This window comes from Aquitalea sp. FG25, assembly GCF_057809375.1.
The window spans coordinates 64,069-87,354 of the sequence record NZ_JBMDJV010000015.1 but is presented as its reverse complement, the minus strand read 5'-3'; the positions used below and the strand labels follow the sequence as shown (position 1 = coordinate 87,354).

The following is a 23,286-nucleotide window of genomic DNA, read 5'->3' as shown; positions in this document are numbered from 1 at the left end:
GCCACGGCCTGACAGGGCCGAGCCCAGGCTTGCGGCAGAAAACAGCCGCGCCAGCACGAAAAAAAGCCGGAAATTCTACACTGATCAAGAGCTTGCAGCAAATTATTTCAAGATGAAGCCATATTCACCAGCACCGCCGCCCCTGTGGCCAAGCCCATAGCCAGCAAGGGCTGGCGGGAGTAACATGCCTTCTTCCGGATGGGACAACGCACCTGTCCCAAAACATAGTAAAATTGTCGGGTATTCACCCACGCCCATCGCCCCCATGCTCTCCAAACTGACCAAGCTGTTCGGCAACAAGCCGGACGCAGATAGCGCAGCCGATACCATGTCCCTGACCGACGCCCAAGTAATGGAGGCCATTGCTGGCCTGATCGACGCCAATACCGGTAAATCTTATGCTGCTGCCAAGGCGGTAAAGAACATCAAGATCAGTGCCGACCAACTGGCACTGGAGGTGGTACTGGCCTACCCTGCCGCCAGCCAATTTGACCTGGTACGCCAGCAGTTCGAAACCGCGCTGCAAGCCATTGCAGACGGGCGCGCACTGCAGATTACCGTGCGCAGCCAGATCACCAGCCATGCCGCCCAGCGCGGCGTGCCCCTGCTGCCGGGCGTGAAAAACGTGATTGCCGTGGCATCCGGCAAGGGCGGTGTGGGCAAATCCACCACCGCCGTCAACCTGGCACTGGCCTTGCAGGCCGAAGGTGCACGCGTTGGTATTCTGGATGCCGACATCTACGGCCCGTCACAGCCGCTGATGCTGGGCCTGCAAGGCCAGCGCCCGGAAACACCGGATGGCAAAAGCCTGCAACCCATCGTCAATTACGGTATCCAGACCATGTCCATCGGCTATCTGGTCGATGCCGACCAGGCCATGGTGTGGCGCGGCCCGATGGTGAGCCAGGCACTGCAACAACTGCTGAATGACACCCGCTGGGACAATCTGGACTATCTGGTGATCGACATGCCGCCGGGCACTGGTGACATCCAGCTGACGCTGTCGCAAAAAGTGCCGGTAACGGGTGCGCTGATTGTCACCACCCCGCAAGACATTGCCCTGCTGGATGCCCGTAAGGGCGTCACCATGTTCCAGAAAGTAGGCGTACCTATTTTGGGCATGGTGGAAAACATGGCCATCCATATTTGCAGCAATTGCGGCCATGCCGAGCACATCTTCGGCGAAGGCGGAGCCGCCCGCATGGCTGCCGACTTTGGCGTGGAAGTGCTGGGCTCGCTGCCACTGGACATGGGAATTCGTCTGGCCGTGGATGAAGGCAAGCCCACTGTCGCCGCCGACCCGGATGGTAGCGTGGCCGCCCTGTACAAGGGTATTGCCCGCAAACTGGCGGTGAAGGTGGGCGAAAAGGCCCAGGACTTCTCCGGCAAATTCCCCAAGATCGTCATTCAGAACAACTGATTGCTGCCGCATGATCGCTATGCACGACTCAGGCCTGGGCGGGCTATCCATCTGGCGCGCGGTGCGCGCGGCCCTGCCCGACTGGCCGATTACCTATCTGGCCGACCAGGCCTACTGCCCCTATGGTCCGCGCAGTCGGCAACAGATCATCGACCGCAGCCTGGCCATCGGCCATTACCTGATGAGCCAGGGCGCCACCATCCTGGTGGTGGCCTGCAATACCGCCACCACCGTGGCCATCAGTGCCTTGCGGCGTGAACTGCCCATTCCCATCGTGGGCGTGGAGCCTGCCATCAAGCCCGCCGCCGCCGCCAGCCGTACCGGACGCATTGCTGTGCTGGCCACTCAGGCCACGCTGGCCAGCGAGCGGGTTCAGACCCTGCTGGACACCCACGCCAACGGAGTGGAAGTCTTGCGCCGCCCCGGACATGGCTGGGTTGAACAGGTTGAGGCGGGCGAACTGGATAGCCCGCTCACCCGTCAAGTTGTTGCCGATGTGGTGCAGCCACTATTGACGCAGAACATCGACCACATTGCCTTGGGTTGCACCCACTACCCCTTCCTGTCTCCCCTGATCCGCGAGCTGACTGGCGAACGCATCGCCCTGTACGACCCGGCCGAGGCCATTGCCCGACGTGTAGATTCACTACTGCAACAACACGGCAGCGATAGTGTGGGCGACCACTGCTACCGTTTCATCACCACCGCGCCGGACACACTGCCCATGGCGCGCATGCTGCCATTGCTGATCGGTCACGCGTATGCTGTCGAATCCCTGACTCTGGAGTAAATCATGCTGCTACGTCGCATCATGCAAGGCCTGTTAGTCACGACCCTGTGCGCACCTGCTGCCTGGGCTCTGCCCCGGTGCAGCGATGTAGCTGGCAGCGTCAACCAGCAAACCGGTAACCGGCTGGATACGGCAGAACTTGTCAATGTGTTGCAAGCGCTGAAACAAACCGGCCGACTGCCGGATCAATTCATTCCCAAACGCCAGGCACAGGCAGCCGGCTGGCAACCGGGCCGCAGCTTGTGGAGCGTGCCCGCCCTGCAAGGCAAGTCCATTGGTGGCGACCGCTTTGGCAATTACGAGAAGCAGCTGCCCAAGGGGCAATGGCAGGAAGCGGATTTGAACTATAAAGGTGGCAAGCGCGGTGCCAATCGCCTGGTATTCTCCCGGGCAGGACAGCGCTTTGTTTCCGTCGATCATTACCAGCGTTTTATCGAGGTGCCGGCATGCCAGTAACCCTTTGCCAGTTGCAACACATCACGTCGCTCGAACAGTTTTACGATGAAATCAGCCGACAGCTGCATCTGCCAGCCCACTTCGGCCGCAATCTGGATGCCTTGTACGACAGCCTGAGCGGCGATGTCAGCGGCCCGTTTGAAATTGTCTGGCGCGATACCGAACTGGCGCGCAGCAAACTGGGGGCCGATGTCTACGCCACACTGCTGGAAATCCTGCAATCGGTAGCCGAAGAGCGTGGCGACGTCACCCTGGACATTCACCACTGAACACCCTGCCCTGCCAGTAAAAAAGGCTGCCCTTCCGGCAGCCTTTATCTTCAGCACACTTCATCAGCCACATCAGGCCAGGCTGGCAATCCGCGCCACCGCCTCAGCCAGCCGCTCGATACCGGTGGTGTAGGCCACGCGCACATGGCTGGCCGCACCAAACTGGCCAAAGTCCGCCCCGGGTGTAATCGCCACGTTCACTTCCTCCAGCAAGCGGGCGCAGTAGGCAAAACTGTCCTCCGTCACTGCGCTGACATCGGCATACAGATAAAACGCCCCCTCAGGCTGCACCGGCAGTTTCCAGCCCAATTGCGGCAGCGCCTGCAGCAGAAAATCACGGCGGCGGCCAAACTCGGCACGGCGTTGTTCCAGCTCGGCAATCACCGTTGGCTGGAATGCAGCCAACGCAGCATATTGCGCCATGGCCGGTGGACACAAAAACAGGTTCTGCGCCAACCGCAAGGCCGGTTCTACATAGTCATCCGGCACCACCAGCCAGCCCAAGCGCCAGCCGGTCATCTGGAAATACTTGGAAAAGCTGTTGATCACGAACACATCCGGGTCCACCGCCAGCGCGGTTGCCGCATCACAGCCATAGGTCAGCCCGTGGTAAATCTCGTCCACAATCAGGCTGCCACCCTGCCGTTTGCAACTGGCGCTTAGCGCCGCCAGCTCTGCTGCGGTCAACAAAGTGCCGGTCGGATTGGCCGGGCTGGCCACCATGGCCGCCACCGTACGCTCGGCCCAGGCAGCATCCACACCATCGGCCAACAACTGATAGCGCGTCTCCGGCCCCACCGGCAGGCAAACCGGCTCACCACCCAACAGGCTGACAAAATGCCGGTTGCACGGGTAAGTAGGGTCGGCCATCAACACCTGATCATCCTGATTGACCAATAGCGACAGGGCAATCTGCAAGGCGCCGGACGCTCCCGGTGTCACGATGATGCGACGTGCATCCACCGTCACGCCATAGCGTTGCTGATAAAAGTCGGCAATGGCTGCACGCAATTGCGGCAGCCCTTGTGCGGCAGTGTAGAAAGTATGCCCATCCGCCAAGGCCTGGCGACCGGCCTCGACAATGGCCTTTGGCGTGGCGAAATCCGGCTCGCCCACTTCCAGATGAATCACATCCCGGCCCTCGGCCTGCAAGGCTCGCGCCCGCTCCAGAATGGCCATCACCTGAAACGGTGCCACGCCATCCATTCTTGTTGATAGTTTCACCACAATCCTCGGTTCCAATACGGCACTGACCGCCAACAGCCAGCCAAAGCAATAGTTTAGCAAGCCGCACAGCCACACGACCACCCGCCTGCAATGGCGTCCCCACCACCGCCACAGGCAGCCGTGGCAAGAAAATTCCAGCCGCAAACCAACTGGCTATTGACAGGACACCCGCCCCCCCATATACTGCGCCTCTCTGAGTCGGAGAGGTGGCAGAGTGGTCGAATGTACCTGACTCGAAATCAGGCGTAGGTGCGAGCCTACCGAGGGTTCGAATCCCTCCCTCTCCGCCAGACCCATCTAAAGTGTTGATTTTTCAGTAAATTCAGGCCACACAAGACTTTTCAGGCCCTGAGTTCTACACAACACTCCTACACATTGGCGGTAATGAGTTCAGTTTTTTTCTTGGCTTCCTATACTCTGGATCGGAACTCAATGAACGATGCCAATGTTACCCACCGGCCTGCAGCGCCACCCCCAATCCGGCACCTACTATCTTCGTCGTCGCATCCCGACTGACGTTCTTGTTTGCTATCCAGGCAAAAAAGAAATCACGTTTTCGCTACGCACCAAAGACTACCGCACAGCCGTCGAGCGCCATCGCGCCGAAGAAGCCCGTCTGACCTCCGAGTGGGAGGAAAAGCGCCAGCGGCAGGCGGAGCGTTACGCGCGTACGCAACTCGCTGCCATCACCCACATCGACGCACTCACGCCTGAAGCCATTGACGCTATCTGTCTACACGCCGAGGTTGCCAGCCTTGCTGGAGACGAAGCACGCCGCGAAAACGGCCACTACACCCCGGAAGAAATCGAGGAATACCAGAGTGGCTACACCGAGGCCAATCGCATCCTCAAGGGCGCAGTGGCGATTGGTGACTACGAGCTTTTGCGTGGCCCGCTGGAGCAATTCCTGCGGCTGTATCGCTACCAGCTCAAGGCCACTGAACCCGAAATGCGCCGGCTGGCACTGGCCTATGGCCGCATGGCCATCCGCACCAACGAAAAGCTGCTCAGCCGCTATGACGGCAAGGAAGTGCCGACACCGGTGATGGCGCAACGGCTGGAAACCCCGATGCTGTCGGAGGTCACCCAAAGTTATCTGGCCTACTACCAGAAGCTGGACAAGGTGGCGATGCTGCGCAAGGTGACGGCGGTCATGCCGCTGCTGGTGGATATCATCGGCGACAAACCCATCGGCCTGCTCAAGCAAACCGACCTGGAGGCCTACTTCGAGGCTGTGCAAACCCTGCCACCGCGCTGGAAAGATATCTGCCGTCAGGAAAAACTGCGCCCACTGGAACTAGCCAAGCAGCAACGCGGCGAGATGAGCAAGGGGACCTTCGATGGCACCTACCTCGCCGTGATGACGCCGTTCATCAAATACTGCCGCCGCAAGTGGCAGGACCACGGCTGGCCGATGACGCTGACCACCGAAGGGGTGCAATACCTCGGCTCGCGCCGAGACCCCGAAGGCGGGCAACGGGCCTTTGAATCGACAGAACTCAAGCGCCTGTTCGAAGGGCCGGAAATGGCACGTTTCGCCCGTCGGCCAGCCATGGCGCACAAATACTGGCTCCCTCATCTGGGCCTGTTCACCGGGGCGCGGGTCAATGAATTGTGCCAACTGAACCCGCAAGTCGATATCACGCAGGATGCGCAGACTGGCACTTGGTATATGGACATCACCGATGAGTCCGAAGGTGACGCCCGCATCGACAAATCGGTGAAGACTGGTGGCTCCAAGCGCAAGCTGCCCATCCATCCCAAACTGATTGAACTGGGCTTCCTCGACTATGTAGCAGCAGCCAAGAAACGTGGCGACACCTTGCTGTTCCAGGCCTTCCCAACTGCCGCTGGCCGTGCTTCGCCCAAGGCAATGAAATGGTTCACCGAATTCCTGCAGGAAATCGGGCTGCGCGACGAAACGCCGAATGCGCGTATCGTCGGCATGCATGCCTTCCGCTCCACCTTCCTGCACCGAGCCATGGTGCTGGGCGTGGTCAGTGCCGAAACCATCACCGGTCATGCCAGCAATATCACCAGCATCGAGACCATTCAGAACGGCCAGGTGAATCAGGAAGCCTCGGCGGTGGTGAAGAAATACCGCGGTGAACTGCCGGTCGACAAGAAACTGGAAATCCTGTCGCGCATCACTTTCCCGGAGGTGGCGTTCATTCGGGCGGATAAGCAATAAGAGCTACGTCACAAAAAAATGGGAAGTACTCCGGTTTAGAAGTCTTCCCAGCTCTATCGCAAAATCCTGACACTCATACTCCTTCTCTGTGCAACTAATACATGATTTTATTGTTCAGACTAAATATCAATAACATGTACCATAACTATTCATCAAGAAGCTCACAGAAGTATTGATAACAATCACGCGCCACCGAATAAACATACGATAAACGTAAATTATAACCAATAAAGAATTACCGACGTCTTGACGACTTCCCTTTCCCCGAAGCGAAGTTAGTCCTATTTCCACTAATGAAACTTTGGACGCTGTCAAAAGTTGGCTCGCCTGCATCCGCGAGAGATTTCCAATTAAAATATGGTACAAAAATAGCTGACGCATCCCACATGTGAGACAAGTAATCTCTAAAATTTGTTGTCCGCAAAAATCTATGCTTAATATCAAACGATTCGATATTAAGCCCACATCTTTTAGCCACTTCAGCATCAAAAATTGGCGTATCAAAAACCATCGCATCAAGATATGCAAAAGTACCAGACCAACGAATTAGATGATACGCCCCAATAGTTGTTACACGAAATGCATCTGTGAAATCTTCTATATGTTCGACACCTGCATTTTCTTCGAAAGTTATACGCTGAGTTGTTTCAATCAATTTTTTATTAGTCATTCTTATCAATGCATTTTCAGTCTGCTCAATTGAAAATCCGTGAGATTGCATTTCCTGCTGTATTCTTTTAACAGTTACAAAACCTTCTCTATTTCGATGAGATGAATCATAATTCAAATATGCTAAAATTAATGAGCACAAAAAGTGCTCTCTTGCATCAGGAAATCTAACATCAAAAATATTCATCGCCCAAGATGAGTGAGAATCATAATGCGAATAATCACCAAGCAAGGCTGCCTTAGAGAATTCATGAACTGGTATTAAATAATCCCCAGAGGAACCAAATAGTTCAATAATCTTGTCACTATCCACATTTGGACTACCCGTGAATTTTGTAACAAAATCAATCATTGATCTTACATTACCACCAGTTATATTAGATAAAAACTCTGCAACAGCCGGATTTTTTCTTAAAGCATAGAGCAGTGCTTTAAGAAAAGTAGAAACTCCTTCTAGATTAAGGCTGACACTTGAAATAGACTCAATTGGCAACCTACCCTCTGCCACATTAAGTGCAAAAATCAATCTTTTTTCCAAGACCATTTCAGGCCTGGGTGGCATGATGTAAAAAACTTTATTCGGATATGCAGAAAGTGCGCCTGCCCGCTTAGATTGGTGAAAAGTATTCGGCCTTACAGACAAGAAGACAATAGCTCCCCAATGCTCTGCAACTCCTTGTGAAACTATAAATGCTCGCTGTTGAATCTCCAGCTCTCTTTGGTCAACATTATCAAAGATAACAATAATCTGCTTGCTAGTTGACTTTTGAATATGTTTAACAACCAGTCCCAAATGTTCCTCGCTGCTTTCCAACTTTCCACTAAGATAGTCAAGCAACTTCTCTTCATACAAGGCTGGATTTGACTCCGCCAATCTCCCATACAGACCAGTTCTAAACCTCTTGATATCATTACCATAAACCGAGTATATAAACTTCTCTGAATTTATATCAATTTCATACTTTTCATACAATTGTCGCTCAACTTCACTTCTGACATAACTCTCTAATCCACCATGCAAAAATGCATTAACTCCCAAGTCCAAATAAATATAGATTGACTTTTTAAACTCTTCTTCCGCCTCAACGAGCATCAGATTTTTTATAAATGAAGTTTTACCAACGCCGACATCACCCAATAAGATAATTGGCCTTCTGGACAGGCTTTCTGCCAATATCTCTGATGAAGCACTTTTATCTTTTGACTTAACAGGAACAACAACAGGCGCTTCTTCACTAGGATGAAATAATGCGGCGTATCTAGTTTTTAATAGATTCTTGCTCACCAATGCATCTTGAGCCAATGGCCCACTATCACAATAGCATTCGCGATAAAAGCGCTGTTCGAGATCATCTGTACGGGCAACATCCTCCAGCAAAAGCTCGGCAATCATACGCAAGCTACTTTGCGATTCATTTTGATATCTGAAGGAAGGATGATTAGGAAGTCTTGTTGAAATTTTCTCAGGAATGCCTGCAATTCCATTTGCATCTAAATATGAAAGCAATTTATTAGATGCTGTAGCCAATGGAGACAATAAATTAAAAATAGTGGAGAATTCACTACGCATTTGTGAAAATCCATCTATTACAAAAGCACGTCCTTCCAAGGGAGGCTTTCCATCCGTCCGAGTTGCTACAAAAGAAATTAATTGAGGACCATTACAAATAGCAGCATACCTTACTCCACGGCGTGCACAATAACCTTGAACCTGCTCAATAGCAGCTTTCGCCTCCTGGCCAAGATCCATTAATTGGCGGATAGGAACAATCATTTCACCCCGTTTTCTTACTGGGATGTCAAAAACAACAGCATCTCGCTTTGCTTCTAAAATAATAGCAATAGGGCAACCCAATTCATAATCGCTACGCTCCCCACTCAAATATCTTTCAAGATCAATATCCGACTTATCCCAACCTAAACACTGCGTGAGAAATGAATCAATAAAGTGAAAACGTGTTTCAGCCTCATTTTTGACACCCAACTCATTATAGTCACTAGTAATTTTAACTAAATTTCTAGATGCCGTTTCGTAATCAATCATTGAATTGATCCCAAAATAATCAGGCCTGAACATAATTTTTGTTCAAGCTCAATGAATAAAATTAGTACTTATCGAAAAATTTTCTCACTACCATACATGCGATCCTAAATGCATATAAGAGATGATTCAAGGATACATCTCTTGCTTTGCAGTAGATCAAGTTCACTGTTGTATCTACCCCGAAAGTTACCTCGGCATCAACTACATCACAAACAACACTACCTGCCGCTGGTGATAACACTGAGCCAAAGCTTACAGCAGCTTTTTGGTTTATCTTCTGCGTATCTGTAGATACCTCGAGAGAGCAGGCAGACACCTGTAAGTTATCCCAACGCCAGCCGCTCTCCATGACTTATCTTTTGCACAAAAAACAGGTGCGGCAGTGGGCCATCGTATCCACGCTGTAGTGCAGCTTGGCATAGCGCCCATGACTGGGTTCGTACGCCATGGAAACCAGGCTGCCTGGCGATGCGTTCCAGCGTTTCCGTTAACGCGGCTGTGTTTTTCCGGTTCGCCTGCATGGCAATCAAGGCATGCAGTTCTTCCATTTCCTGTTTTGACCGTCGCCATGTCCACGCAGCCCGGCCTCGGCTGGGTTGGCGTACCAGTTCATACCCAAGCCATTTCAAGCGCGGCTTACCTCCGACATCCTGCAAGGTTTCCTGCTCGAGTCCTTCCCCATCCGTAGCCAGCAGCAGCCACTCCACTTTTTCGGCATCCACCGGCCAGTACATGACCAGCACCACATTCGCCAGCCCTTTGCTTTTTCGGGTCAGCCGTTGGGCTGGTGTGCAGCCAATTCCGTATAGCGCATGAAATTTCTGCGCCAGGGCTTTTGCTTTGCTCGCGGCAACCGTGCCGTGCGTGTAGCGGTAATAGCCTTTGGGGACGCTATCCAGGATGCGGACCAGGGCTGCGGTTTTGTTGCGTGCGATGGGGGTTGAAGCAGACATACAGGTTTTCTCATTCGGTTGGTGATGCGCTGTATAGCGAAGAAAACGTATATCTGTGCAATGTGATTCGGTAGCTACGACTTGCACGTAATGATGTTCCAAGATTTTCAGAGCATTTCGCTATACACCATCAGGAACGTTGTGTTTCAGGGCAGGCAGCCAGGTGAAGATCTGGCCGGCTCGCATGCACGGTGTCCTGCGTTTTGCCGCTTTACCCTGGTGAGGAGGCACAGCGCAGGACGCCAAACTGCAAACACACACATGTCGAAAGACACGCGAAAAGCTGCCAACTTTTCGTACACCGCCTTAGCTGCATGCCGGGTAACGCTGGCTGGTGCGGCTGAAATGGGCGCCTATGGCAGACATGCCATGCTCGACCCAATCCACTTTAGAGGTTGGGCGACACGGAAACGGGAGCTGCGGTAACGCAGACCAACCCTGCTGATTGTGAACCGGTGAAAATCCGGGCTTTGGCACGTTTGGAAATGAACGGCGTGACGAAGACTGTGCGTGTAGGCTGCTGATGCGTCAGAAATGGCGTAGGTGTACCGGGGTAAAAATACACAGGGGGGCATCACCTTCTGTCCTGGGTACATGGCACCACCGTAATGGGTGGGTCGCTGGATAGCTTAAGCACGTAAATAGAGGTGAGAGTCCTCTTTATCGCAGTAAGAAACCTTGGGTACGCCCTGTATGGGGTGATTCATTGATGACGAGTGATGGCGGGTAAGTTGCGGCTATGGAACATCGCGCGACAGAAACCGGGTAACTGGGTAAGCGTATGCGATGCCTTCACTTTGAAATGACGTATTCCTAAATCGTGGTTTCGACACAATCAGCTAACGTGGGAATCTCTGACGGCCATTTGACCGGGGTGGCACCCGGGACGGTACAAGAGAGGGAGCGGCGGAGAGTAGCGTTTGAGCAAATCTCGAGACCTAATCAGTCAAGGGAGGCGTGAACCGGGCAACCGGTACTCGAAAACTGCCAGCGGTGGAAAATGTGTGTGCCCCTACGGGGGAAGGGCTTGGCGGCCCATTGCAGTGATGTGCCGTGTTCTCCGCTTGGCGGCGGGAAGCACGATAGCTGGTCTTGGCGGATCAGTGAGCGGGATAAGGTAATGTTGGTGAGGAAATTGTTCTCTCTCAAGACCGGGCATCATGCTCGATGCCCGGTCTTCCTTGTCTGCGCGCGGGAACCGGATTCCATTAATGGTAACGCTGTCGGCCTTATGGAAAACGAACTTAAATGCTTTGTAAGCTCCACAACACCAATGAAAGATAGCGAAAATCGCACAAATACGCCTTTAGCATATAAGCGTTTTTTCAATTAACCTTTCCTGCAGAGCTACGTTGGAGTAGCTTATTCGAACGTTTAGCAAGGAATATATCCTAATAAACTAATCCTGCTCTTTTAGAGCATCGTCCGAAGCTTTTTGGTATTCTTCAAATTTTTCTCGACTTTTAGTTACGGCAATATCGTCCTCAACATCTAACATACGGTCTAAAATTTGCTCGTAAAAATCCTCGTCAAAACCCCAAATTTTTCCGAACATGTTCTCTTCCAATATCAATTCAGAAATCTCTATATCAGGTGGCCGAGATGAATTTAATCCTAAAAATCCAATGATCATCTCCTTAAGAGCAAAAGCAGCATCATCAATAGCATTCTGATCTGTCTGGCGCTTTAGATAAACATCAAATTCATAATTTTTCGTGAAGGCGGTATAAGATAAGTTACTACTACCCATCATGAGCTTGAGACAATTATTATTTGATTCAAGTGGATCGTCGTCATAAATTGCGTAAGTTTTCGCATGGAGATTGGGCACCAAGTAAATATTCACGTCTCGACGACTCTCTTCTGGAAGTTGCCCAAGTATTAATGCAATGACTTCCAATATGTTCTTCATTCGCTCATTCAGACAATTGCTATTCCATCCAGCATCGACACCAAAAAATAATGAGAGAGAACGACCAGGCTTATATGACATCCAACGCACGACTGGATTAAGTAGTTCCTCATTCGTAAAATCACCTGGCGTTGCATAACCCATCATTAACAATGCATGGGTACCAACCCTTTCGTCGAATAGTCCATCCCAGATGCTCCATGCTGTCGCCCCAACATTTCCGATTAGAAATTTCATCACTTCTCCATTGCAGTAATTTTTAATTTAAAATTATTAATTTAATTAAACCAATAAAAATTCACAAACAAAAAAATAACAAGGCCACTCATTTAAAAAAATCACTAATCTCTATACGGAGCCTGCCAAATCCATTAAAAAAGGTCTGAACAAGTTACCTAGTGAAAATTTCCACCTAATATAATAAACACATTATACCAATCGAGGGCTTTGTTGCACAAATCAGGGCTTGCGCCCGTCCGGTAGAATTCCCGCATGAGCAAGCCCCTCCCTCACAAGTACCAAACCATCAACTGGCAAGCATACAACCAGGCCCTCAAGCAACGAGGGCAGTTACTCTTCTGGCTCGACAAAGACATGGACTGGCAGGCGCCAGCCACCGGTAAACGGGGACGATAACCAACGTTCTCCGATGCTGCCATCCAGTTCTGTCTCACTATCAAAGGGTCCTCGGATGGCTGCTTACGCCATCCAACTGTCAGTCCGTCAGTCCATCAGCCAGGCTGGCGGCAGTTCGGCCTGAGCAGACAGTGAAGTTATATTCCATGAACGACCGCTTGGCTGCGTCTCCCGCCGTTCGGCCCGACTTGCTCAACGGCAGCTCCACCACATTTCTCTGCCATTGGCTAGCCACGCCCAGGGCAGATCGCCAGTTGTTCTGTCTTGACTTCAGTGTAAGCCGCGATAACCATTGGGCATCGAACCCCTGCGCGTCAAATCTGAGAGTGCGGCCGTTCTCCGTATGCGTCCAGCCCAGTCATCTTGATTACGGGCCGCGCGGCGGTAAGGATCGTGTGCATCTGGTTTCAGCCGGACACGATGACAAGCGAGAAGGCGGACACGCGGCGGTACAGCACGATGACGAAGGTGCTGGTGGTGGCGCAGTGCGCCGAGTTCGGCGCGTCGGTCGCCAAGATCGCCATGGCAAACGGTATTAATGCCAACGTCGTTCATCGCAGGCGCAAGCTGGCCCGAGGCGGTGACGCCAAGGCGACCACGAAGACAGGCGAGTTCATCGCGTTGCCTCTGACGATGGCTCCATCGCCGGGGCCGCCCACCAAATCGAAGTCGGCGGGTGCGGACTTGCATGTCGAACTGCGCCGCGGCGCGATAACGATGTCCATCACTTGGCCGAGCAGCGCTACCGCCGAATTCGCTCTCTGGACTCGCAACGTCCTCGGGTGAGCCGGTGGCCATAGCGGCGCATTCCGATGGACACTCAAATCATCTAACTAGATAGCAAAGAGGGAGGCTTCGTTTCGACGAAGATGTATGTCAATTGAGATTATCGGTCAACAAAAGTACCGCTTTCAGGACCACGTATGCGTACTTCTAGCTGTGCTTGCGTCCGGAAATCCGGGGGCCTCGCTACAGATCGAGCCCAAGGACGGCGAAGATGCACTTCTGCAAACCACAGAAAGCGGCGTTGCAAGAACGGTGGAAGTGCAGGTGAAGGGCGCAACCGCCCCCATCACGCATGATGTATTGGCGGACTGGCTTGCACACTATCCGGCCTACGGTGACAGCGGATCGTTGCTAGAGCGGATTTCGAGCGATTCCAGCAGATCCGTATTGTTTGTTGCCAGCGGCCGTTGCAACGATGCCGTCGCCCCCCATGCGGTGCCCCTGTCAGTCCACACAACGCAAGTTCCAAAGGGGGTAGTGACAAACGCCGTGGAGCACGGGATGCGGGAGGGCTTGCACAAATACGAGACCGGCACGTCATCAACTGACTCGAACTTGGTCAAACGACGTCGAGCGAACATCGGGGCACTGCTTGCGGTCACACCTGCTGCTTCACTGAAGGCAGCACTTCAGAGGGTCCTCATCGCTGAGCTGGTTGACGAGCCCACGGTTCTAAGACGCATTCGAGACACCCTTGAAACTGTTCACCGCGTGGTTCCAGATCGGGTTGAGGAGGCGACAAGACGTATCACAGACATCGTCTTGAGTGAGAAAAAGACCGGCGTGAACGTACTGCCACAGGTGGACAAGGTCATCTCCTGGGGCTCGGCGGTAGACCCGCTGGTGGCGGTATCCTACGTTCCCAGAGGGGAGGAGCAGGCCTTGCTGGACCGCCTGTCGCTCGACTCTGCGCTCCTCCTCACTGGCTCCCCTCGCGTGGGAAAGACTTTCTGCGCTCGCAACCTGGCGTACTCGCTACAAAACCAGGGCTACAGAGTTCGAATCTGTACCGACATTTCAGAAGCAGAACGCTATCTGACCGAGCCTGTCACAGGCAACCGGGCCGCTCTCGTCGACGACCCACTTGGAGGCGCGCATGCGGCGGACAACGCGGCACGCGAGCTGATGCTACTGGGCGCCCTGATCCCCAAACTTGCCAACGGCAGGCGGCTCATCGTCTCTCAAGCGCAGGACCGCCTCCTGCAAATCTCTCGATGTCAGTCAGTCTCCGCCATCCGTACGGGCAACTTGTCCTGGGTGGAGATGAGCATTGGTACCAACGGTTTCCTGGGCGACCTCTGGAGTGAACTGACCGCCGACTATTCCGTCCCGCCGGCTCTGGGAACGTTGGTTGCAGAGGCCATCGAGGCCGGGCGACTTGACTTGGAACCTGGCTGCCTCGTCTACCTTGCGGCCAACCACGATCGTATCGGTGCGGACGCTCAGCTCGCCGACGTTATCAGCCACGCGCGTCAGGACTCGAGATCTCTGGGCGACGCGCTGCGCGAGGAGCAACTAGCACCTCTGATGAGCGCGCTCGCGATTGCATCGACACCTTCCCTGCGAAGCGCTGAGCTGGAGCTGGCATTCGTGCTGGACGACAAGCGAAGCGACTGCCCCGGTGAGTCCAACGTTAAGGGAATCATGTCCTCATGGCCTAGCCGAGCTTCGACCACGCCGCCGGCGCCGCAGCCAAGCTACGTACCACTCCCGGCTTTGTCTGCCCAGCAGCTCGATTACTTGGATCGCCTTGAGCTTCGAAGGATGGTGAGCCGGGCATCCAGGCGCTATACCTTCAGCCACCCGTTCTACCGGGCCAGTGCCGAGTCGCTTGTGGATGCTGCAACCACCCGGTCAATGGAGTCGGCGTTGTCCGCTTTGGAGCGGGCGCTGTTCACGCTCGATGCTGATGCATCCCGTGCGGCGGCCACCAATCTCGGCTGGGTGTACCGTAATCTGAACACAGAGGACGGTCGGCAAGGCGTCGTTGACCTGGCGGTTCGAGGACTGCATTCGATCTTTCCAGCGGTACGTGACTTGTGTTTCGAGTTTCTCGCGCGCAGGTTGCAAACACTGTCCGTCGAAGATCAGGCAAAGGTGCCTGACTGGGTACACAGCGTGACCTTCATGAAGCTTTCATACGTAGAGTGGACAGAGGATGGTCAGCCACGCATCCCATCGGCCACGTTCGGGGACTCCCTAGAAATCGACCCGTTCCCAGCATCTGTTCCTCTGGCAGAGGTCGAGGGTGCGTTGACCCTCTTGGACAGTGAACGGCCGGAAACCCTTTCTGTACACGATGCGGCAAGAGCTGTGATGTTCCTTCAGGAGTCACCCGGGCGGCTGACGCTCCAGATGGCATCTCGACTTCTAAGCTTTGACATCTCCATGGTCCGTGCGCCTGTTGCTAGCCTCTGGCTCGGTTCCCCTCGAGACGGAGACTACCTGCTGTTGCAGCGCATCTTCAATGAGCAGCACCCTGCCGTCACCAAGGCCGCATACAAAGGCGTGCTGAAAGCGTGGCCAGTCTGCAGTGAGGTCCGCCGCACCGCACTCATCAGAGGTCTGCAGGTGATGGCTGATTCCCCGATCTCGGCAGCTGTTCTTATCGACAGCCTGGTGGCGATTACTCGCAAAGAGTACGGAGGCAGTGAAACCCCCTGGCCAGTGTTTGAAGCCTTGATGCCACTGGTTCTCCGCCAGCTGCCGCTAGGGGCCTCATTCAGGGACGAGCGGCTGTACGACGTGATGAATGACGCCATAGGGAACATCTCTCATCAGAGCCTTATGGAAATCATTGACCATTGGATAGAGTTGGTCCACCAGTACGTGTTTTCTGGAGTCCCGAGCGACTACATGCTCGGCGTCACGAACATCCTCATCTCGGGTGTGTCGAGAGAGACCAGCGAGAGGGGGGTACGGATCGAACGCCTGCTTGCAGTTCCTGGCACAGCAAGTCGGATCCGCGTGGTCACGGACCTAGTTGATGCTTGGGATAACCTGAAAGATGTTGAACGCGCGCGCCTGCTCCAGCATTTGACGACAGCAGACCTTGATGTCATGTGGCTGCAAGCAGCTGCGTTGACACGTCGTAACGTTCCATCGGAAATCCAGAACGCGTTGCTTCCAGCTGGACTCACATTGGCTTCGGCACCTGAAGAAATCATCTCTAGGCTGCCGGTCTCGATTCTCGAAGCGTGTGTGCATGTCTTCACTGGCCACCATCCCGTCATCTACTACGTTGGTGCCCACGGATCTAGAAACACAGCTTGGAACTCAGTGCTTCGCAGAATCGTACGCATGCCAGATCACAGCATGTTCGAGGTGGCATGGGAATGGCTGTCATTCATGGGCGAGGAAGAGGAGCTGGCGGAAGTGGCACATGCGCTGGGCGTCGCCCATGCAGAGCGCCTGGCCGGCCTGTTGCTCGAGCGCAAACAGCACACGTCCGGCGAGTTCATGGCGGACGTCTGGACCGTGCTCTTCGGACTTCCCGTGAGCCAAGACGTGAAGTCAGATTGGCTTGCCCGGATGGCGGCCCTCGCACCCAACGCCCTGGATTCCTTGGACGAGCACAAAAGCTGGATTCCTGAGGCGCATCGCGACGAGTTCCTGTCGCATTTCGAAAGCGACGGTGCACTGCGGAAGGTGGCTGTGACCCTTCTGCGGGTGCTGAACGCCGTTCAAGACGGAGACAAATTCGCTGAGCTGGAGGAGCCGGAAGACGAAGCGTCAGCCACCGCAGGCCTGCAGATAAAATCCCAAATGCTGATGCTGATCGAAGCCATGATTGACAGATATCCCCCGAAGCACTGGGAGTCGTATGACTTCGTCCTCAGGTTCATGGACCTGGGCAAGTTCTCCGATGACGCCTTCAAGAAGAAGGTGCAGGAGCTTCGCTCGCGTGCTATCGAGCTGTCCCGGGATCGTCCAGCAAGGCGAAGGCAGACTCCGATGAACTGGGAGGGGCGCTCCTGAGTCGACCCTGAAGCTCCCGCCACTAGCATCAATACCGGCCCTGTGTGTGGCGGACCTTCGCAAGCTCGCTGTATGGAACGGGAGCTGGGTTACTCCGGCCAGCGACAGCACCGCTGCAAGCGCTGTCGTCAAGCAGGCACTCGATCCGTTCCCACAGCCTGGCCCAGGCCTCACGCTTTTCGACCGCGTAGTCATGATGCCGGTAATCCCGGCGAACGCGATTGCCGGCCATCACGAGGTTCTGGCATCGACCAATCAGATCGAGTGACACACCCAGTTGCGGCAACATGGTGGCGCAGATGTCTGCGGTAGGTCTGGAATGAACGCAGAGTCCGGTTTCTATCACAGCAGTCGTTGACTCTTGAACAAATGACCGGCTGCAATCAGCCTTAAGCGGTCTTCCTCGGTTGCTGCAGTGGGTGACTGCTTTGGCCGATAACCGGTCAACTAACCTTCGCGCACCGCCCTTCCCCGCTCAGATACAAAGCCCTCAAAATCGCCTTACATTATGTGAATACATCAACTACAATCGCAAAATCAGTTCTACACAACAGCTATCGTCTACGTGTGTAAAAGTACTGAAAAGTGCCAGGAAAACAGGGGGTTATGCGATAAAATACGGAATCCCTCCCTCTCCGCCAGAAACCCAAAATACCCCAAGTTCTTGTTAAAAGACTTGGGGCTTTTTGTTTCTGGCTTTTCCAGCCAGCCACCGTTGGTATGCACAATACCAATGCAGCCACACACCCGTTCCCAGTCTCATCAGGCTGCCTGTCCCGCCGCCACATCACCTAGCCCCACCCCTAATGCGCAAGCTGCTCACCCTGACGGACACCGCGCTGCCTTGTTGCGCAATTTTATTGCGCAGACTCCCAGCAAACTCTCCCTGCACAGTTTTATGCGCAGCACCAACAACCTACAGGGTTCAACCCGCAGCATAACCACGCAGGGGCATCCCTTCTCTGACCCAGGCAAGGCTGCGCCTACCGTCTTGCCAGATAGCCATCTGCCGCCCTTACTTTAAACAAAGCCATCGACCAACTGCCCATTTCTTTCAAAAATAGTGATGGATAATTTTCATACATTTATGTGCACATGCAGCATTTGTTCAAAAATAAGTGGAAATGCAGCAGAAAATGCCACTTTGTTGCAACATCCCAACATTAATAAATAAGTGCTTTTGCTTTTAAATTTCTGATATTTCCTAGTAACAATTGCTTATTGTCCGCCATATTCCACCTCTAATTTATGTAGTTAAATTACTACATACATCAATGCAAGTATGTAGCGTACACACTACATAAAATGCGTTTGACCATGAATAACACAGAAATTAACAATGTCCCTGCTTTTTAGGTGGCTAAGTCCGGAGCAAATACCGAACACAAACCAACATTGAAGTAGCAAAACAACAAACGAGACAATTTGGAGAAGACAAGATGCAAAACAAATACATTGCGCTGGCCGTGATGGCTGCCTGCGCCGGTTACGCCCATGCAGATGATGGTGTCACCATTTCCGGCTTCGTCCGTGCCGGTGTGCTGCAATACAGTGCAGCCGCAAATAGCGCCTGGGGCTACACCACCAATCCGGCAGCTGCATCCACCACCAATGTGGCAGGTCGTGGCCAGATCAATTTCAATGGTGAAGAAAACCTGGGCAATGGTTTGAGCGCTATTTTCCAGGTAAATAACCGCTTTTCCCCAACCGGCAGCGGTTACGATGAAATGGGCAAGCAGGCCAATACCTTTGCCAGCGATGACAGCTTTGTCGGCCTGAAAGGTAGCTTCGGTATGATTCGCGCCGGCAAGGGTACAGGCAACGTAGAAGACGGCAAGTTTGATTACAGCGTATGGGCTGGCCCGGATAACCACTTGGGCTGGTATGGCGGCGTAACCGGCAACAATATGGTCCGTTACGACCTGCCAGGCAATCTGGGTGGCTTCTACGGTGGCGTGCAGTTCTCCACTGATGAAAACAAAACCACCAGCAATAGCGGCACCAACCGCTACTCGGTACTGGCAGGTTTCAGTGGCAGCAACTGGACGGTTTCCGCCAACTATGGCGCTTCCAGCAACACCACCAACAGCAATGCTAATAACACCAGCCAGCTGGGCAGCAACCGCCAATTGCACCTGACTGCCAACTACAAGCCGATTGATGCACTGGAACTGGCTGTGGAATACCAGCGCAACACACTGGCGGATGACAGCGTAGTGAACGCGACCTCGCTGTATGCCTACTACACCATCGGCAATACCCAGCTGGGCTTGCAAACCGGGGTTCGCAAGGACAATTCACCCGCGCTGGCACAAGGCACGGAAAAGTACGTCAACCTGCTGCTGCACTACAATCTGAGCAAGCACACCATAGCTTACATCGAGCTGTCGCATGACAAGCCGCAAGCAGGCGGCAGCGCCCGTAACGGCGAGCTCATCGGCCTGTCCAAGAGCTTCTGATCCGCCAGCATCCCATCAAGTCAGTTAATTCCTTCAGGCCTGCATCATGCAGGCCTTTTTTATGCCGACAGCCATGTTTATCCACTGCTAGAATTTGAGCGCAATCCACAGGGTGTTTGTATTGGTATTTACTGTCATAGTCAGTTACCCCCAAGGAAAGCTGCTCACCATGCCACCATCCAGCACGCAGTCAATAGGCTCTTCCATCGCACAGGACCCACGCTGGCAACTCATATTGCAACGCAGTGCAGCCGCAGATGGGCAGTTTGTCTATGCTGTCCGCACAACCGGCATTTATTGTCGGGCCAGCTGCCCGTCGCGCCAGCCCAAACCAGAAAATGTCATTTTCTTTGCCGATGGCCAGGCGGCCCAAGCGGCAGGTTTTCGCCCCTGCCTGCGCTGCACGCCGGATCAAGCATCTCCCCGGCAACGGCAGGCCGATCTGATTGCCCAGGCCTGCCAGCATATTTCCATGCTGGATCGCGCTCCCACCCTGCAGGCACTGGCCAGTGAGGCGGGCATGAGCCCTTATCACTTTCACCGCCTGTTCAAGAAAACCACCGGCCTGACACCTCACGCCTACGCCATGGCAATTCGCCATCAGAAGTTGCAGCAGAAGCTGACAACAGCAAACAGTATTACCGATGCCATTTATGATGCTGGCTATCAATCCAGCAGCAGTTTCTATGCTGAATCCACTCAGCGGCTGGGCATGACCCCACGCAACTTCCGTGCAGGTGGCAGCCAGGCTGCCATTCACTTTGCCATTGCCCAGTGCAGCCTGGGAGCCATTTTGGTTGCCCAGAGCCAGCTTGGCATTTGTGCCATTTTGCTTGGGGATGACCCGGCACTCCTGCTGCAGCAATTGCAGGATCAATTTCCCAAGGCAGACTTGCAAGGTGATGAACAAGCATTCGAACAACAGATGGCGTCGGTCATCGCCCTGATAGACAACCCACGGCAGGGGCTGGAACTGCCATTGGACATTCGCGGCACCGCCTTTCAGCAGCGCGTCTGGCAAGCACTGCGCGCCATCCCCCCTGGCCAGACAATGAGTTATGCCGAGCTGGCCGCCAAGATAGGTCAGCCAAGTGCAGTCCGGGCGGTGGCCCGCGCCTGTGCCGCCAACACACTTGCGGTAGCCATTCCCTGCCATCGTGTCATTCGCCAGAATGGTGAGCTATCCGGCTATCGCTGGGGTCTGGCCCGCAAGCAGGCTTTGCTGAAGCGCGAGGAAGACCATTGATAATGAGGATTTTCAAGCATGCAGGATGAGCTGTTTCCAGAAAGCTGGCAGCGTCCGGTGCAGCAGCTTTCTCCCGGCATTACCCTGCTGCCAGGCCATGCCCTGGAAGACGAAAAGCTGATATGGCAGGACGTGCAGGCCGTTTTGCAACAAGCCCCATTACGCCAGATGCAAACGCCAGGTGGCCGGACAATGTCGGTCTCAATGAGTAACTGCGGTGCACTGGGTTGGGTCAGCGGATACGGTGGTTATCGCTACTCCCCAAGCGACCCTGACAGTGGTCTGGCATGGCCAGCCATGCCTCCTCGGCTTGCCGTGCTGGCGCGTCAATGGGCTGCCACTGCCGGCTTCAACGGGTTTGACAGCAATGCCTGCCTGATAAACTGCTATGTGCCGGGCTGCCGGATGTCCTTGCATCAGGATCGGGACGAACGTGATTTCTCACAACCCATTGCTATCCTGTCACTAGGGCTGCCTGCGCGCTTCATGCTGGGCGGCATGCAACGTAATAATGCATACCAGAAAATCCCGCTGATTCATGGGGACGTGTTGGTATTTGGTGGCCCGGCACGCCTGTGCTTTCATGGCATCATGCCGCTGGCCGCAGGGATTCACCCCTTGCTGGGCAGCCGTCGCATCAGCCTGACCTTCCGCCGGGCCTAACCGGCCAACAACAAAAAAGCCCGCTTAGGCGGGCTTTTGCTCAAGTAGCGGACGGTCAGCGCGGGTAGGCTTGCAATACCAGGCTGGCGTTGCTGCCACCAAAGGCAAATGAATTGCTGATGGCAGCCTGCAACTGTGGCGCTGCCACTCCCTTGCCGAATACATGCTGCACACGACAGTTTTCATCCAGCTGCTGACAGTGTGCGGTAGGCGGAATCTGTCGGCGATGCAATGCCAATGCCGTGATGGCCGTCTCCAGCCCGCCGGTGGCACCCAGCAGATGACCATGCATGGACTTGGTTGCACTCACCTGCAAGCCGGGTGTTCCTTCCCCCCAGATAGTCTGCAGTGCCTCACACTCAACCACGTCCCCAACCTGGGTGGCCGTGCCATGGCTGTTGCAATAGGCAATCTGCTCCGCAGCAAGACCTGCGTCGGCCATGGCGGCACGCATGGTGCGCACCTGGCCAGCGACATCTGGCTTGGTGATATGCGCGGCATCACTACGACATGCATAGCCATCCAGCGTGGCATAAATGCGGGCTCCACGTGCCAGCGCATCATCCAAACGTTCCAGAATCAGAAAGGCAGCACCTTCGGCCAACACCAGTCCATTACGCGTTTTGTCATAGGGCCGGCACGCCTGCTCGGGATGCTCTCCTTCGGGACTGGCCAGTACCTGCATTGATTGCCAAGCATTAATGATGCCAGGCAGCAGCATGGCTTCCGCTCCGCCAGCAATCGCCTGGCTGATTTCTCCGCTGCGAATCGCCCGCATGGCTTCACCCAAGGCAATAGCGGAAGACGCGCAAGCTACAGAGTAATTCACCGACGGGCCAGTAATGCCAAAACGCATGCTGATGTGCCCGGCCGGCGCATTGGCCATGCTGGCGATCACCGAAAGCGGCGACACCCGGGTGCCAGTCTGGTAAAAATTCTGGAAACCTTTGTCCAGGGCCGTACCGCCCCCCATGGCACAACCGACATAAACGCCAACCTGCTCACGGTCATCCGGCAAGGCAAGCGCAGCATCCTCCAATGCCTGGGTAGCGGCAGCGACAGCCATCTGGCTGACACGGTCCACCCCGGACATCTGCATACGGGTAAACCAGCTGGCCGGATCAAAATCCACAACCCCCATAACGGCGGGCTTGCAGCCGGTTACATCGCTCTCTACTCTCCGGATTCCGGACACGCCTTCCATCAGCTTGCCGAATACATCATCAAGCCGGTTGCCAAGCGGCGAAATCAGACCGATACCGGTAATGGCAACAGCCGTCTTCATTGCTTGACTGCCTTGTGGCGATCAACCAGGTTGGCCAGTTCCTGCAGATTGGCCACATGGGCTTCTTCTTCGGGAATGGAGACATCAAAGTGTTCTTCAATAGCGAACAGCAGCTCAATCTGGCCCAGGGAATCCAGGCCATACTCGCTCAATGCACGTTCTGCTTGGACTTCTTCGGCTTTTACACCAAATTTTTCAACAATCAACTGCTGGATCTGCTCAAGAGTGTTCATCACAATGCCTTGCCCGCACAGTCCGGCATCGGGATTGCGCATGGAGTTGTATTTATCATGTGGTGCCAT

Annotated in this window: 16 protein-coding genes, 1 tRNA gene and 1 pseudogene; 12 read left to right on the top strand and 6 right to left on the bottom strand. The window is 54.2% G+C overall.

Features of this window, described 5'->3' with window-relative positions:
• Nucleotides 1-265: 265 nt before the first annotated feature.
• Genes apbC through ACODR9_RS14455 form a run of 4 tightly spaced genes read left to right on the top strand, consistent with a single transcriptional unit; the run spans nt 266 to nt 2,935 of the window.
• Nucleotides 266-1,420: an iron-sulfur cluster carrier protein ApbC gene (apbC, locus tag ACODR9_RS14470; protein ID WP_488810103.1), complete on the top strand. Its 1,155-nt coding sequence runs from the start codon at nt 266-268 to the stop codon at nt 1,418-1,420.
• 10 nt (nt 1,421-1,430) lie between these two features.
• A complete protein-coding gene (murI, locus tag ACODR9_RS14465; protein WP_488810102.1) occupies nt 1,431-2,210 on the top strand; it encodes a glutamate racemase in 780 nt (259 codons plus the stop codon).
• 3 nt (nt 2,211-2,213) lie between these two features.
• On the top strand, nt 2,214-2,666 hold the full coding sequence (locus ACODR9_RS14460) for a ribonuclease domain-containing protein (protein ID WP_488810101.1): 453 nt from the start codon (nt 2,214-2,216) through the stop codon (nt 2,664-2,666).
• Nucleotides 2,657-2,935 carry a barstar family protein gene (locus tag ACODR9_RS14455; protein ID WP_488810100.1) on the top strand — a complete coding sequence of 93 codons (279 nt, stop codon included), beginning with the start codon at nt 2,657-2,659 and terminating at the stop codon, nt 2,933-2,935. Before ACODR9_RS14460 ends, ACODR9_RS14455 begins: the two co-directional genes overlap by 10 nt.
• Before the next feature lie 72 nt (nt 2,936-3,007).
• Here ACODR9_RS14455 and ACODR9_RS14450 read toward each other — a convergent pair whose 3' ends face one another.
• Nucleotides 3,008-4,159: a pyridoxal phosphate-dependent aminotransferase gene (locus ACODR9_RS14450; protein ID WP_488810099.1), complete on the bottom strand. Its 1,152-nt coding sequence runs from the start codon at nt 4,157-4,159 to the stop codon at nt 3,008-3,010.
• Between the two features lie 203 nt (nt 4,160-4,362).
• Here ACODR9_RS14450 and ACODR9_RS14445 point away from each other — a divergent pair.
• Both ACODR9_RS14445 and ACODR9_RS14440 read left to right on the top strand, forming a co-directional pair.
• Nucleotides 4,363-4,452 (top strand) — tRNA-Ser (locus ACODR9_RS14445).
• A 149-nt stretch (nt 4,453-4,601) separates the two neighbouring features.
• Nucleotides 4,602-6,353, top strand: coding sequence for a DUF6538 domain-containing protein (locus tag ACODR9_RS14440; protein WP_488810098.1), 1,752 nt, complete (start codon nt 4,602-4,604; stop codon nt 6,351-6,353).
• A 235-nt stretch (nt 6,354-6,588) separates the two neighbouring features.
• Here ACODR9_RS14440 and ACODR9_RS14435 read toward each other — a convergent pair whose 3' ends face one another.
• The 3 genes from ACODR9_RS14435 to ACODR9_RS14425 form a co-directional block, all read right to left on the bottom strand.
• Nucleotides 6,589-9,066: a type I restriction enzyme HsdR N-terminal domain-containing protein gene (locus ACODR9_RS14435; protein WP_137009357.1), complete on the bottom strand. Its 2,478-nt coding sequence runs from the start codon at nt 9,064-9,066 to the stop codon at nt 6,589-6,591.
• 323 nt (nt 9,067-9,389) lie between these two features.
• A complete protein-coding gene (locus ACODR9_RS14430) occupies nt 9,390-10,019 on the bottom strand; it encodes a hypothetical protein (protein ID WP_488810097.1) in 630 nt (209 codons plus the stop codon).
• A 1,399-nt stretch (nt 10,020-11,418) separates the two neighbouring features.
• Nucleotides 11,419-12,168, bottom strand: coding sequence for a phospholipase D-like domain-containing protein (locus tag ACODR9_RS14425; RefSeq protein ID WP_488810096.1), 750 nt, complete (start codon nt 12,166-12,168; stop codon nt 11,419-11,421).
• A gap of 255 nt (nt 12,169-12,423) precedes the next feature.
• Between ACODR9_RS14425 and ACODR9_RS14420 the strand changes: the two are divergent.
• The 6 genes and pseudogenes from ACODR9_RS14420 to alkB form a co-directional block, all read left to right on the top strand.
• A pseudogene (locus ACODR9_RS14420) lies at nt 12,424-12,564 on the top strand (IS5/IS1182 family transposase); the annotation flags it as partial.
• A gap of 462 nt (nt 12,565-13,026) precedes the next feature.
• Nucleotides 13,027-13,353: a transposase gene (locus ACODR9_RS14415; protein WP_488810095.1), complete on the top strand. Its 327-nt coding sequence runs from the start codon at nt 13,027-13,029 to the stop codon at nt 13,351-13,353.
• A gap of 87 nt (nt 13,354-13,440) precedes the next feature.
• Nucleotides 13,441-17,331: an nSTAND3 domain-containing NTPase gene (locus tag ACODR9_RS14410; protein ID WP_488810094.1), complete on the top strand. Its 3,891-nt coding sequence runs from the start codon at nt 13,441-13,443 to the stop codon at nt 17,329-17,331.
• 1,439 nt (nt 17,332-18,770) lie between these two features.
• Nucleotides 18,771-19,790: a porin gene (locus tag ACODR9_RS14405; RefSeq protein WP_488810093.1), complete on the top strand. Its 1,020-nt coding sequence runs from the start codon at nt 18,771-18,773 to the stop codon at nt 19,788-19,790.
• A gap of 169 nt (nt 19,791-19,959) precedes the next feature.
• Nucleotides 19,960-21,036, top strand: a complete 1,077-nt coding sequence (gene ada, locus ACODR9_RS14400; RefSeq protein WP_488810092.1) for a bifunctional DNA-binding transcriptional regulator/O6-methylguanine-DNA methyltransferase Ada — start codon at nt 19,960-19,962, stop codon at nt 21,034-21,036.
• Nucleotides 21,037-21,054: 18 nt separating this feature from the next.
• On the top strand, nt 21,055-21,699 hold the full coding sequence (gene alkB / locus ACODR9_RS14395) for a DNA oxidative demethylase AlkB (protein WP_488810091.1): 645 nt from the start codon (nt 21,055-21,057) through the stop codon (nt 21,697-21,699).
• A 55-nt stretch (nt 21,700-21,754) separates the two neighbouring features.
• Here alkB and ACODR9_RS14390 read toward each other — a convergent pair whose 3' ends face one another.
• Together ACODR9_RS14390 and ACODR9_RS14385 are read right to left on the bottom strand one after the other, a co-directional pair.
• The gene (locus ACODR9_RS14390; protein WP_488810090.1) at nt 21,755-22,984 is read right to left on the bottom strand and encodes a beta-ketoacyl-[acyl-carrier-protein] synthase family protein; all 1,230 of its coding nucleotides are present in this window, start codon (nt 22,982-22,984) and stop codon (nt 21,755-21,757) included.
• Nucleotides 22,981-23,286, bottom strand: a complete 306-nt coding sequence (locus tag ACODR9_RS14385) for an acyl carrier protein (RefSeq protein ID WP_488810089.1) — start codon at nt 23,284-23,286, stop codon at nt 22,981-22,983. Before ACODR9_RS14385 ends, ACODR9_RS14390 begins: the two co-directional genes overlap by 4 nt.